The sequence below is a fragment of the Streptomyces sp. NBC_00414 genome (assembly GCF_036038375.1).
GTDB lineage: Bacteria > Actinomycetota > Actinomycetes > Streptomycetales > Streptomycetaceae > Streptomyces.
Genome location: NZ_CP107935.1, coordinates 3,924,367 through 3,937,052 on the forward strand (window position 1 = coordinate 3,924,367; position 12,686 = coordinate 3,937,052).

The following is a 12,686-nucleotide window of genomic DNA, read 5'->3' on the forward strand; positions in this document are numbered from 1 at the left end:
ATCTTCAGCCCGTCCGGCGTTTGAGGACGAGCGCGTCAGCGCGATACCGGGGGCGAGGGGGCGCAGCCCCCGTGCGGGACGGGAACGGGTAGGGGCGGCGGGGGCGAGGAAAAACCCTCGTCCCCGCGGCGGGCCGTACCGCGGGGGCGAGGGGGTCAGGGGGCCTCAGGTCAGAACTGCAGGCCCCACGAGTTGATGTATCCGGTGTCGAGCGACGCGTTGTCGCTCACCCGCAACGTCCACGTCCCGTTCGCGACCTCGGACGACGCGTTCACCGTGTACGTGGTGCTGATGTTGTCCGTGGACCCACCGGCCCCGTACGCCTTCAGCGTGTACGCCGTCCCGTCGGGAGCGACCAACTGCACCTGGAGGTCACCGATGTACGTGTGGACGATGTTCACCGGCACGCTGAGCGCAGCGGGCGCGTTCCCGGTGACCCCGCTCACCGTGACGGGCGAGTTCGCGGTGGAGTTGTCGGCGATGGCGTAGTCCGCCGTGTTCTCGAAGTACGAGCCGGGCGGCGGCGTCGTACCACCGCCGACGCGCAGCAGCCGGTTCGGCGAACCGGTGCCGGGGCTGGTGACGACCCCGGTGGTGGCGGCGGCGACCAGCGCGCTCTGGACGGCGGCCGGGGCGGCGGTGGGGTTGTCCGCCAGATAGAGGGCGGCGGCCCCGGCGACATGCGGGGTCGCCATCGACGTACCGGAGATGGTGTTGGTCGCGCTGTCGCCCGTACCCCATGAGGAGGTGATGGACGAGCCGGGGGCGAAGAGGTCGAGGACGGTGCCGTAGTTGGAGTAGCTGGCCTTGGCGTCGGTGCTGGTGGTGGCGCCGACGGTGATGGCCTCGGTGACCCGGGCGGGTGAGCGGGTCGAGGCGTTGGTGCTCTCGTTGCCGGCCGCGACGGCGTAGGTGACGCCGGAGGCTATGGAGTTGCGTACGGCGGTGTCGATCGCGGTGTCGGCGGTGCCGCCGAGGCTCATGTTGGCGACGGCCGGCTTGACGGCGTTGCCCGTCACCCAGTCGATGCCCGCGACGACCTGGGCGGTGGTCCCGGAGCCCGAGTTGTTGAGGACGCGGACGCCGACGATCCTCGCCTTCTTGGCGACGCCGTACGACGTGCCGCCGACCGTGCCGGCGACGTGCGTGCCGTGGCCGTGGCCGTCCTGGGCGGTGTTGTCGTTGTCGACGGCGTCGTAGCCGTAGGAGGCCCGGCCGCCGAAGTCGGTGTGGGTGATGCGGACGCCGGTGTCGATGATGTAGGCGGTGACGCCCTCACCCGCGGTGTCGTCGTAGGTGTAGCTCTGGTTCAGCGGGAGGGCCGCCTGGTCGATGCGGTCCAGGCCCCAGGAGGGCGGGTTGGGCTGGGTCGTCTCGATCGAGAAGACGCGGTTCTGGACGACGGAGTCGACGGCCGGGTCGGCGGCGAACCGCTTCGCCTCGGCCGCGCTCGCCTCGACGGCGTAACCGTTCAGGGCCTTCTTGTACGTGCGCTCGACGGTGGCGCCGTACTCCGCGGCCAGGGCCCTGCCCTCCGCCGAACCGGCCTTCGCGGCGTCCGCGTGGAGGGTCACGATGTAGCTGTTGGCGATCGCGCCGGGCGCGCCCGCGTACTGGATCCGGCCTTCGGGGCCCGCGGCGTGGGCCTGGGCCGGGAGCGCGGTGACCAGGCCGGCGACGAGAGCCGCGGAGCCGAGACCGATACCGGCAAGTCTTCGCCGGGCATGACGCATCACTGCCATCTGAGGGATCCTCCTCGATCGATGGTGCGCGGGTGGTGCGGTGACGTGCGCGGACGGTGCGCTGGTGGAGACGGTGCGGATGAGGCACACACGGTGGTGCGGTCGTGCACTCACGAGGTGGTGCGGGTCGCACAGGCACACCGGAGGCAGGTTCACTCCGGCTCGTTCGGCGCACCGAACCGTGCGCCCAGCCGAAAGATTGCGGCTCGCACAGGAAATGCACAAGAGTCCTGCACGGACGCAACACAGCTGCCATATGCCAGTCATGACAGCCCGTCACCGGCCGAGGTGCCCGGGACCTGTCCTAACCTGCGCAGATGACTCCCTTGCCGGATTGTTTCTGCCCGGTGGACGGCACGCGCGTCCCCACGGACTCGCTCGCGTGGTGCTGCCCGGTCTGCCGCGGCCCCCTCGACCTGGACTTCGCGCCGACGCCCGCGACCCTCAAGTCCCTCACCGGGAGGGTGAATTCGCTCTGGCGTTACACGGAGTGCCTGCCGCTGTCGGCGCCCTCGGTGTCGCTGGGCGAGGGCCGCACCCCGCTGGTCCCGCTCCGGGAGGGCGTTTCGGCCAAACTGGACTTCCTCATGCCGACGCTCTCCTTCAAGGACCGCGGGGCCGTCGTGCTCGCCGAGCTGGCCCTGCGGCTGCGGCCCCGACGGGTCGTCGCGGACAGCAGCGGCAACGCGGGCACGGCCGTCGCCGCGTACTGCGCCCGGGCCCGGCTGTCGTGCACGGTGTACGTCCCCGAGGGCACGTCCGCCAAGAAGCTGGAGCAGATCGGCGCGCACGGGGCCCGTCTTGAGGTGGTCCCGGGCGACCGGGAGGCGACCGCGTGGGCGGCCAGGAAGGCGGCGGACGAGGAGGGCACGTTCTACGCCTCGCACGTCTTCAACCCGTACTTCCTGCACGGTACGAAGACGTACGTCCACGAGGTGTGGGAGGAGCTCGGCGGACGGCTCCCCGAGGTGCTGGTCGTGCCCGTCGGGAACGGCACGCTCCTGCTCGGCGCGGCACTCGCCGTCGCCGAGCTGCACGCGGCGGGCCTGATCGACCGCCGACCCGCGCTGTACGCGGTCCAGTCCGCCGCGGTCGCCCCGCTCGCCCGTGCCTGGCAGGACGGCGCGGACGATCTGGTGGGGGTCACCCCGGCGGCCCCCACGTTCGCCGAGGGCATCGCGATCCCCCACCCGCCGAGGGCACGCCAGATCCTGCGGGCGGTACGCGAGTCGGGCGGCGCGTTCCTCACCGTGACGGAGGACCAGATCCGCCACGCCCAGACCGACCTGGCCTCCCAGGGCCTGTACGTGGAGTCGACGGGCGTCGCCTGCTGGGCAGCGGTCCGAGACGGCGCCCTGGGCCCCCGCACAGCAGTAATCCCCCTATGCGGCGCAGGCCTGAAATCAGGCCCGGCAACCCCCCACCACTAGGGGCGCGGGGAACGGCGCAGTCTTTCGGCTTTCGGCTTTCAGGGGCGCGGGGAACGGCGCAATCCTTCGGCTTTTACCTCTGGCTCCTGGGGCCGCGGCGAACGACGCGGCCTTCCGCCTTTCGGCCTTCAGGGGCGCGGGGAACGGCGCAATCCTTAAGGCCCGCCAGGAACCACGCGGCCCGTCAAAGCCAACCGCTCCTGCTCCTCCTCCACGATCCGCCGGGCGATCGCCCCGTCGGAGACATCAACCGCGTCAGGCGTGGCCTCAGCCACATCACTGCGCCGCGCATACGCGTCGAAGAGCCGCGCCTTGCTCTCAAGAATCCGCAGCAGCCGATCGTCCACACTGTCCGCCGCCAGCAACCGGTGCACCTGAACCGACCGTACCTGCCCCATCCGATGGGCCCGCGCGACAGCCTGATGCTCAAGCGTCGGCTTGACCTGCGGCTCGCACAGGATCACCACGGACGCCGCCTGCAGATTGAGCCCGACCCCGCCCGCCTCGATCTGACAGAGCAGCACCGAGTGCCCCGCCGCGGCGGCGAACTCGTCGACGAGCTGCTGCCGCCGCACGGCCGGCACCCCACCGGCCAGCGGCCCCAGCACCACATCGCCCAGAGCGTGGTGCACGGTGGCGAGCACGTCACGGAAGTACGAGAAGACGACGACCTTCAGCTCGTTCGCGGCGGCCTCGGTCACCAGCTCCCGCAGCCGCTGCAGCTTCGCCGACTTCTCCGCGTGCACGTACGCGGCCCTGCGCATCGCCATGAAGTTCCCCGCGGCGACCGCCTCCCGGTAGGCGTCCTGGTCGGCTGCGCCGAACTCCTCCCACTCGTCGACCTGGACCAGGGCGGGCAGTTCGGTGAGCACGTCCTGCTGGTTGCGCCGCAGGTAGGCGGGGGCGACGGACCTGCGGAAGGTGTGCGGGCCCGCGACGGCGTCGCTGCCCTGGATCTTCGGCACCAGGTCGGGCTGGAGATAGCGGACGAGCGTACGGAACTCCTCGACGCGGTTCTCCATGGGCGTGCCCGTGAGGAACAGGACGCGCTCGCAGCGGTTCGTCCAGCGCGCGACGGCACGGGAGCGGCGGGCCTCGGGGTTCTTGACGTAGTGGGCCTCGTCGACGACGAGCGCGGCGGGCGCGTCCAGCGGGTTCTTCTCGGCCTTCTTGGGGTCCGGCAGGCTGTGGAGGACGTCGAAGGTGGTGACCGCGACACCCCCGTGCTCACGCCACTCGGCGTACGCGTCCAGCCGGTCGGGGCCGTGCACGGGCACCGCGCGCAGGGTGCTGCGGGAGCCGATCTCCCGCGTCCAGTTGATCAGTACGCTCGCCGGGCACACCACCAGGAAGTGGCGGTGCCCGTCGGCGGCGAGGTGCGCGAGTACCGCGATGGCCTGGATCGTCTTGCCGAGCCCCATCTCGTCGCCGAGGACCACCCGGCGCTGGGCGAGCGCGAACCGCGCGCCGAAGGACTGGTAGCCGCGCAGCGAAACCCGGCGGTGGGTGTCGTCGAGCCCCTGCGCGTGCACCCGGTCGGCGACCTCCGCCGGCAGGAAGCCCTCGGACGCCTCGACGTCGGGCGTGCTGCCGGCGATCTCGGCGAGCTGGCTGTAGTACTCCGCGGACCGCAGCTCGAAGTCCACCCACGCCTCGGCGTCGGACGCGGACTCCCGCAGCAGGTCGGTGGAGGCCTGACTGAGCAGCATCGGTACGTTCTTGGAGACGGCGTCGGCCACGAGCGAGCGCAGTTCGCCCACCGCCGCGAGCGCGCTCTCGCGCCCGGCCCTGCCCACGAGGGCCATCCGCAGTCGCCCGCCGGCCGGCCGCGCCACCGGGAGGAGTCCCGCGAGCTTCCGCCGCAGCTCGGTGGCGGCGTCCACGGCCCGGCGCAGGTCGGGCCCCGCCTCGACGATCCGCCGCAGCGCGATGACCAGGGCGGTGGTCCGCGGCTCCGGGCGGTCGATGTCGATCCGTACGGACACGGTCTCTTCCAGCGCGCGGGCGATCTGCCGGGCCGCCGCGAGGGCCTGGTCGGCGGTCTGCGCCCCGACTCCCGGGATCTGCCGCAGCTCGTAACGGCTCGCCTCGAACACCGGCCGCACGCTGCCGAATCCGGCGCTCTCCAGGGCTCCGAGCCGCAGCCGTCCCTCGGTGACGTCCTTGAGCCGGGCGACGGGAATGCCTTCCAGTTCCTGGGCGACCAGTTCGGCGAGGAGCGGCGCGAGGGCGGCCCGTACCTGATCGACCGCCCTGACGTGGTCGGCGAGCACGTTGCGCGCGAGCCCGCCCAGCCGCTCGCCCCGCGCGACGACCTCCCGCGCCTTGCGCCCCGCCGTCACGGGGCTGCCGACCGCCCTCTCGCCCTCCGCCATGACGCCCCTCATACCCCCGCAGAACCCACGGACCCCGATCGAGCGGTCATCCTTGCACGGGGGTCCGACACCGGGGCCGGACCGTGGACGCGCGCTCAGTCCCGGCCGGTGTCCCCGCCGGTGTTCCCGCTGGTGTTCTCGTCGGCGTTCCGGCCGGTGTTCTGACCCGCGTCCTCGTCGGTGTTCGCCAGGAGCGGCGCGCACTGTGCCGCGAGGCCCGCCATGCCGTAGGCCCGTGCGCTGCGCAGCGCCTCCCGCAGGAGGTGCCGTGCCTGGGCCTCGTCGCCGGGACGGCCGAGCCGGCGCAGGGCGCGGGCCTGGGCCAGCCGGAGGCGGGCGAGTTCCGGCTGCGACGAGCGGGCCGGTACGGCGGCCTGCCGGAAGTGGCCGAGGGCGGTCTCCGGCTCCCCCGCGGCCAGGGCCAGCAGACCGCGGGCCCGCGCGGTCGAGCCGACCAGCACGGTGGGCCAGCCGGCGAGCGCGATCTGCTGCCCGTCGTGCGGTGCCAGCCGCTCGCGGAGCCCCGGCAGAAGCTCCCTCAGCCGGGCCTCGTAACCCCCCTGGACGTCCAGGGCCGCGCAGACCTCGGCGAGTACGACGAGGGTGGGGACCGCCCAGCCGGACGGCGGGAAACGGCTGAAGGCGACGGTGTCGGCGGCGAAGCCCGCCAGCAGGTCGGCGCCCTCGGCGTGCTGCCCCGTCTCGCAGAGGGCGAGCGCGAGGCCCGCCCGCCAGATGGGGAAGTAGGCGTGCCGTTCGACGTCCTCGGCCAGGTCCGAGGTGAACAGCTCCGCCATCCGGCCCTGTTCGCGCAGCAGCCAGAAGGCCTGGCCGAGGCGGGTCTGGCGCAGGGTGTCGGCGGGTACCGCGAGATCGGCGTGCAGGCCCTCGATGTATCTGGACGACTCGACGAGGATCCAGTCCGCCGCTCCGTCGAACCTGCCGTGCCACAGGTCGAGCAGGGCGTCCAGGGTGTGCCGCTGCCAGGTGGCGAGGACACTGTGGGTGTCGGCCGCGTACTTGCGGTACTGGCTCGCGGTGGCCAGTGCGCTGTAGACCCTGCCGGTGCGCAACTGGTCGATGACGAGGGCCATGAGCGCCTCGCCGCGGAAGTACGGGGAGTCGAGCCGGACCGCCGCGTCGTGCAGTTTCTGGGACAGGGTCAGGGCGTCGGCGGCCGGGGTGAAGTCGTATCTCGCCCAGCGGCATTCGGTGAGCACTTCGCAGCGCACCTCGTCGTCCCGGCCGTCCGCCGATAATCGGCTCAGTGTGTCGTCGGCCAGCCTGGCCCCTTCCTCGGGGCCCACCCGGCCGGCCGCGGTGTCCTCGCTGACCGCCATGGACACCTTCTTCGCCAGGTGTGCGGTGAGGCGCAGCCGCAGGCCGGTCGCCTCCGCTCCGCCGTCGCCCTGTAACTCGGCGAGGTTGTTCCTGATCAGATGCAGCAGTTCGTGGTCGACCTGCCCGGGGTCCGACCAGCGGCGGGCCATCCTGATCACGGCCTCGGCCTGGGCCCGCGGATTGCCTGCGGCGCCGTGCAGCGCGGCCCGGTAGAGGCGGTCGGCCTCCCGCATGTCGCCCGTGGTGTGGCTCAGGTCGCCGCGTCTGAGGAGCCGCTCGAACTCGTGGTGGCGCCGGGTGCCGGCCTTGAGCCCGTCGCCTGCCCGGGCCGCTCCGGCCGCTCGTCCGCCGGGCCCGGCCCGCCCCGGTAAGGGCCTCGGTAAGGGGTCGAGGCTGGGCGGAACCAGGCCCTTCAACGTCCCCTTGGCGTCCAGCACCTGGTCGCACAGCTGTGCCAGCTCGACGGACGCCCGTCGCTGACCGGTCTCGACCCGGCTCAGGAAGCTGCGGCTGCAGTGCACCTTGTGGGCCAGTTCGCTGAGCGAAAGCCCTGCTGCAACCCGGCGGCGGCGCAGCTCGGCACCCAAGGCGTTGTCTTCGATGGTCATCCCCCCAACAGCCCGCCGTCCGCCTCGTGTTGCCAAATACGCGCTGGCAACAGCCGGCCACTCCACACAGCCGCGAAAACGAACGAACCTGTCCGTGCGGAGCTTATCGGGAGCAAGGGCTTGGTCACCGGCAGACAGGAGCACCGGCCACCGGCGGCACCAGCGTGCCCGCACGGTGTCGGCCCGGCCCTGTCGAACGGTGCCGGTGACCCGCACAGGTGCGGCCCATCCGGACGGGCCGCACGAGATCGTCGCCGGCGAGCGCTCTTTGGGGGAAGAGGCTCGTCGGCGGCGCCCTGTCCGACCTGGGGCGAAGCGGGGGCGGGGCATTCGGTCCGGGGCGCACGGGGGGCGCTCCGGACCAGCGCTCGTACGCCGTCCTCGCGGGTCCTAGACTCGCGGGTCCTAGATACGGGCGCCGCGCGGCCGTCGGAACGCGAAGGCCGCGACCACTCCGCCCAGCAGCCCGAAGAGATGTCCCTGCCAGCTGACCCCGGTCGCCGTCGGCAGTACGCCCCACAGGATCGAGCCGTACACCGCGCCGACGAGCAGTCCCACGACCACGTCACCGATGCGGCGGTCCACGAAGCCGCGGACCAGCAGGTAGCCGAAGAGACCGAACACGACACCGGAGGCGCCCGCGGTCAGGGAGTGTTCGGGCGCGGTGAGCCAGACGCCCAGGCCGCTGACGAGGACCGTCACGGTGACGACGGCGAGGAAGCGGCGGGTGCCGGACAGCGCGGTGAGGAAGCCGAGGACGAGCAGCGGCAGGCTGTTCGCCGCGAGATGGTCGAAGCCGAAGTGCAGGAAGGCGGCGGGCACGATGTCACGCAGCTCGCCGAACTCTCGCGGGGTGATGCCGAAGGTGTCCAGGGCGTGGCCGGTCACCGCGTCGATGCCCTCAAGCACCCACAGCAGGGCGACCCAGCCGCCCGTCAGCAGGGCCGCGCTCTTGGCCCGCTCACCGCGCGACACCGGGGCGGGCAGGCTCACACCGTGCGGTCCGTACGCCATGAAGACCTCCTGACGGCCCTTGGGCGCCCACGCGTCGGGTACCGCTGTGTACCGCTCAACGCGCGGGAGGCTCCCCCCGGTTCCCGCCCGCGGTGCCCCTCGGCCCCGGTCGCGCGCGGCTGTCCCCCGTCCGAGCTACGCGCAGGTGTCCACCGAGCGGTGACGATTCCCGGTCCACGGATCCATAGCTTTCTACCCAGCCCGCGGCGCTCCGGCCGCGACCTGGAGTAGGAGTTCTGATGAGGCTGGTCCGGCAACTCGTGGCCGTCGCGGCGGTCGCTTTCATCGGCGGTCAGGGAGTCACCGCGGCGAAGGGCGAACCGTGGCTCCAACTGGCCATCGGGATACCGGCGGCCGTGCTCGCGGTGTTCGTCTACCGGTGGGTGGTGGGGCGCACCGAGCGGCGCCCGGTCACCGAACTGGCCCTGGAGGGCGCCCCCGCCGCGCTGGGCCGCGGAACACTGATCGGCGTCGCGCTGTTCGGGGCAGTCATCGTGAACCTCTTCACCTCCGGGTACTACGAGGTCGACGGCCTGCACCCGGTGACGGGCGCGGTGGGTCTGCTCGGCTTCATGGCCGCCGCCGCGGTGACGGAGGAACTGGTCTTCCGCGGCGTCCTGTTCCGTGTCACCGAGGAACACACCGGTACCTGGATCGCGCTGCTGCTGACCGGCACGCTGTTCGGCCTGTCGCATCTGCTCAATCCGAACGCCTCCGTGTGGGGCGCCGCCGCCATCGCCGTCGAGGCGGGCGGCATGCTCACCGCCGCGTACGTCGCCACCCGAAGCCTGTGGCTGCCCATCGGCCTGCACTTCGGCTGGAACTTCGCCGCGTCCGGCATCTTCAGTACCGAGGTCTCGGGCAACGACACCCCGCCGGGGCTGCTGGACTCCTCGATGTCGGGCCCGTCGCCGCTCACCGGCGGCGACTTCGGCCCGGAGGGAAGCGTGTACTCGGTGCTGTTCGGCGTGCTGACGACGATCGCCTTCATGTGGCTGGCCCGCCGGCGCGGCCATGTGGTGCCCCGTGGCGGGCGCGCCGATCGGGCCGGCACCACCGCTACACTCCCCCGATGATCGGGATGATCAGCCTGCGGCGGGCCCCGCAGTGGTGGCGGCAGGCCCCGGAACGGTGGCGGCGGGCCCCGAAGTGGTGGCGCCGGGCCGACGTCACGACCCGGGATCTTCCGCTCGGGCTGTTGTGTCTCGCGCTGTCGTTCCTGCCCGACTTCCACGGGACGCAGATCGGCGGCCTGCCGAACCGCCCCTTCGACGGCCTGGCCCTGGTGGCGGTCGCCCTGGAAAGCCTGCCGCTCGCCGTGCGCCGCCGGTGGCCCGTCGTCTGTCTCGCCCTGGTGTCGGCCGGCTTCGCCGTGGACCAGCTCCGCGGCTACCACGCGTTCGCGGGCACCGCGCTGCCGATCGCGCTGCTGAGCGCGGGGGCCCACCTGCGACGGTACCGGCGTACCGCCGCGGTCGTCTTCTCCGTGGCGTACGTGCCGTTGGCGGTCGCGTTCTCCCGGGTCGTCCAGGGCGAGCCGGGTGAGCCGCCGAGCGAGCTGGTGACGTTCTATCTGGCGCTGGTCCTGGCGTGGGGGCTCGGGGCGTGGCTGCACTCCACCCGGGTCGCGAACGCCGAACACCGGCTGCGTATCGCCGAGGACACCCGCGCCACCGAACGCGCCCGCATCGCACGCGAGTTGCACGACGTCGTGACCCATCACGTGACGGCGATGGTCGTACAGGCCGAGGCCGCGCGCTATCTCACCGCCTCGCCGGAACGCCTCGACCAGTCCCTGACGGCCGTCACCGACACCGGGCGGCGGGCCATCACCGATCTGCGGCACCTGCTCGACCTGCTCAACCCCGACCACGGCACAGGCACAGGCACCGGCGCCGGCCAGGGCGCCGGTCACGCCCCCGGGGCGAGGACGCCGCCCGTCGGCAGGCTGCTCACGCTCGTGGAGCGGACGCGCCAGGCAGGGCAGCCGGTGGAGTTCACCGAGGAGGGCACCCCGGCGGAGTCGACCGGCAGCGCGGAACTCGTCGCGTACCGGGTCGTGCAGGAAGCCCTGACCAACGCACTCAAATACGCTCACGGCAGCCGCACCTCGGTCCGGGTGCGGTACACCGAAAGGGAGATCACCGTGGAGGTCGGTACGGACGGTGCCGGCTCGGGGGCCGGGTCCCCCGGCGGGAGCGGGCGGGGACTCGCCGGTCTCCGCGAGCGGGTCGACGTCCTGGGCGGCGACTTCAGCGCGGGCCCGCGGCCGGCCGGCGGCTTCGTCGTACGGGCGCGCATACCCGCGGGGAGCCCTTCGTGACCGCACCCGTGACGGCACCCGCGACCTCACCGATCCGGGTCCTGGTCTGCGACGACCAGGTACTGATCCGCACCGGCCTGGTGACGATCATCGACGCCCAGCCCGACCTGGAGGTGGCGGGCGAATGCGGGGACGGCCGGGCCGCGGTCGACCTCGCCGCCCGGGTGCGCCCGGACGTCGTGGTGATGGACGTACGCATGCCGGTGCTCGACGGCATCGAGGCCACCCGCCTGCTGGCCGGCGCCGGGGTGCCGCATCCCGTCAAGGTCCTCGTGGTGACCACGTTCAACCTGGACGAGTACGTGTACGAGGCGCTGCGCGCGGGGGCGAGCGGCTTCCTCCTCAAGGACGCGCCCCCGGCCCAACTCCTGCACGGGATCAGGACGGTGGGCGCGGGCGCGGCCCTGCTGGACCCCGAGGTGACCCGCCGGCTGGTCGGCAGGTACGCGGCCCGTATCCGCCCCGCCGACAGCGGCGCTCCGCAGGACGTCCCGCTGACACCGCGCGAGCTGGAGGTCCTGCGCCTCATCGCGAACGGCCTCTCCAACAGCGAGATCGCCGCGACCCTCGTGATCAGCCCGGAGACGGTCAAGACCTTCGTCTCCCGCATCCTCGCGAAGCTCAACCTGCGCGACCGGGTCCAGGCGGTCGTCTACGCGTACCGCCAGGGACTGGTGACCTGAGGCCGTACGACGTGAGGGGCGCCCACGGACTTCCGTGGGCGCCCCTCACTTGCGGTGGCCGGGGTCCGCGGCCCCGGTGGGGTCAGGACGAGGCGGACGTCCCCGCGGACCGGAGCTGGTGGCGCGTGCAGAGGCGTCCCCGGCGCTTGGCCAGGCGCAGGAACACGACCGTGGGGACGGTGCAGACGAGGATGGCGAAGATGCTGGCCTCCGGTCCGAAGCCGCCTCCGGTGATCGCCTCGGGGCCCGACAGGACACCGTGGAGCAGGCCGGTGGGCTGGTCCTCGTTGCCGGAGACCGTGACGCCGAAGATGCCGCTCAGGGCGAAGTTCCAGCCGAAGTGCAGGCCGATCGGCAGCCACAGCGTGCGGGTGGCTGCGTAGACGGCGCCGAGCATCAGACCGGCCTCGACGGCGATGGCCAGCGCGCCCCACACGGTGGCACCGGAGTTGACCAGGTGAAGGCCCCCGAACAGCAGGCCCGAGATCACCATCGCGCCCCGCGTACCGGCGAGTTCCTCGACGAGGCGGAAGATGATGCCGCGGAAGAGGATCTCCTCGACGACCGCGACCCCCGCCATCATCCCGAGGACGGTCACCGCGCCGCCGACGGACACCCCGCCCTTCGTGCCGTATCCGCCGAACAGGGCGATCAGCGCGAGAGTCGCGACGAAGAGTCCGAGGCCGGTGGCGGCGCCGACGCGCAGGCCGGACGCGGCCACGGTGGTGTCCAGCTCGACGGCGGGGCGCTGTTCGAGGATCCGTACCGCCGCCGCGTACACCGTCAGGGCGAGCACGGCGGCTGCCGCGCCGAACAGCAGGGACAGCACCGGGTTGTCGCCCGCCACGCTCCTCATCCCCGCGGCGAGGCCCGTCACCAGGACGAACAGCACCACCATGACCACCAGCCGCACGCCGGCCGGCCACACCCTGCGCGTGCGCGTCGGCTCGAACGGTGTCCGCGAGTACTGGTCCTTGACCCACCGCACTGCCTGCGTGTTCCAGAGCGACATGACGTTTCCCATCGTCGACCGGCGGCCCGGCCGCCCCTGCATCTGGGGAAACGCTATGAGCGGGACCCACTCCGGAACGTCCCGCCGGGGTGGGCATTGCTTGTCGCTCGCGTGGGGGACAACGGGGCGCCGCCGCCGACGATCAGGCGCCGCTGTCC

At 72.5% G+C, this 12,686-nt stretch carries 9 protein-coding genes; 4 read left to right on the top strand and 5 right to left on the bottom strand.

Translation table 11 applies throughout. The features are described 5' to 3' along the window. Positions 1 to 170: 170 nt before the first annotated feature. Positions 171 to 1,742, bottom strand: a complete 1,572-nt coding sequence (locus OHS59_RS16800) for a S8 family peptidase (protein ID WP_328494211.1) — start codon at positions 1,740 to 1,742, stop codon at positions 171 to 173. A 317-nt stretch (positions 1,743 to 2,059) separates the two neighbouring features. Between OHS59_RS16800 and OHS59_RS16805 the strand changes: the two genes are divergently transcribed. Beyond that, positions 2,060 to 3,172 (top strand): threonine synthase, encoded by a 1,113-nt coding sequence (locus tag OHS59_RS16805; RefSeq protein ID WP_328494212.1) that lies wholly within the window; start codon positions 2,060 to 2,062, stop codon positions 3,170 to 3,172. 155 nt (positions 3,173 to 3,327) lie between these two features. Here the strand turns inward: OHS59_RS16805 and OHS59_RS16810 are convergent, their stop codons facing one another. The 3 genes from OHS59_RS16810 to OHS59_RS16820 all read right to left on the bottom strand — a co-directional run bounded on the left by OHS59_RS16810 (position 3,328) and on the right by OHS59_RS16820 (position 8,510). Next, positions 3,328 to 5,547, bottom strand: coding sequence for a DEAD/DEAH box helicase (locus OHS59_RS16810; protein WP_328494213.1), 2,220 nt, complete (start codon positions 5,545 to 5,547; stop codon positions 3,328 to 3,330). Between the two features lie 95 nt (positions 5,548 to 5,642). Beyond that, the gene (locus OHS59_RS16815) at positions 5,643 to 7,496 is read right to left on the bottom strand and encodes a helix-turn-helix transcriptional regulator (protein ID WP_328494214.1); all 1,854 of its coding nucleotides are present in this window, start codon (positions 7,494 to 7,496) and stop codon (positions 5,643 to 5,645) included. Between the two features lie 405 nt (positions 7,497 to 7,901). Next, entirely contained in the window at positions 7,902 to 8,510 is a 609-nt protein-coding gene (locus tag OHS59_RS16820) for a rhomboid family intramembrane serine protease (protein WP_328494215.1), read from the bottom strand. A 239-nt stretch (positions 8,511 to 8,749) separates the two neighbouring features. Between OHS59_RS16820 and OHS59_RS16825 the strand changes: the two genes are divergently transcribed. The 3 genes from OHS59_RS16825 to OHS59_RS16835 are packed head-to-tail and all read left to right on the top strand — an operon-like array spanning position 8,750 to position 11,516. Further along, the gene (locus OHS59_RS16825) at positions 8,750 to 9,586 is read left to right on the top strand and encodes a CPBP family intramembrane glutamic endopeptidase (protein ID WP_328494216.1); all 837 of its coding nucleotides are present in this window, start codon (positions 8,750 to 8,752) and stop codon (positions 9,584 to 9,586) included. Between the two features lie 5 nt (positions 9,587 to 9,591). Then, complete coding sequence (locus OHS59_RS16830) at positions 9,592 to 10,833, top strand: sensor histidine kinase (protein WP_328499233.1); 1,242 nt, start codon at positions 9,592 to 9,594, stop codon at positions 10,831 to 10,833. Then, positions 10,830 to 11,516, top strand: a complete 687-nt coding sequence (locus OHS59_RS16835) for a response regulator transcription factor (RefSeq protein WP_328494217.1) — start codon at positions 10,830 to 10,832, stop codon at positions 11,514 to 11,516. The genes OHS59_RS16830 and OHS59_RS16835 overlap by 4 nt, the downstream gene beginning before the upstream one ends. An 82-nt stretch (positions 11,517 to 11,598) precedes the next feature. Here the strand turns inward: OHS59_RS16835 and OHS59_RS16840 are convergent, their stop codons facing one another. Next, positions 11,599 to 12,528, bottom strand: coding sequence for a CPBP family intramembrane glutamic endopeptidase (locus tag OHS59_RS16840; RefSeq protein ID WP_328494218.1), 930 nt, complete (start codon positions 12,526 to 12,528; stop codon positions 11,599 to 11,601). Positions 12,529 to 12,686 lie beyond the last annotated feature (158 nt).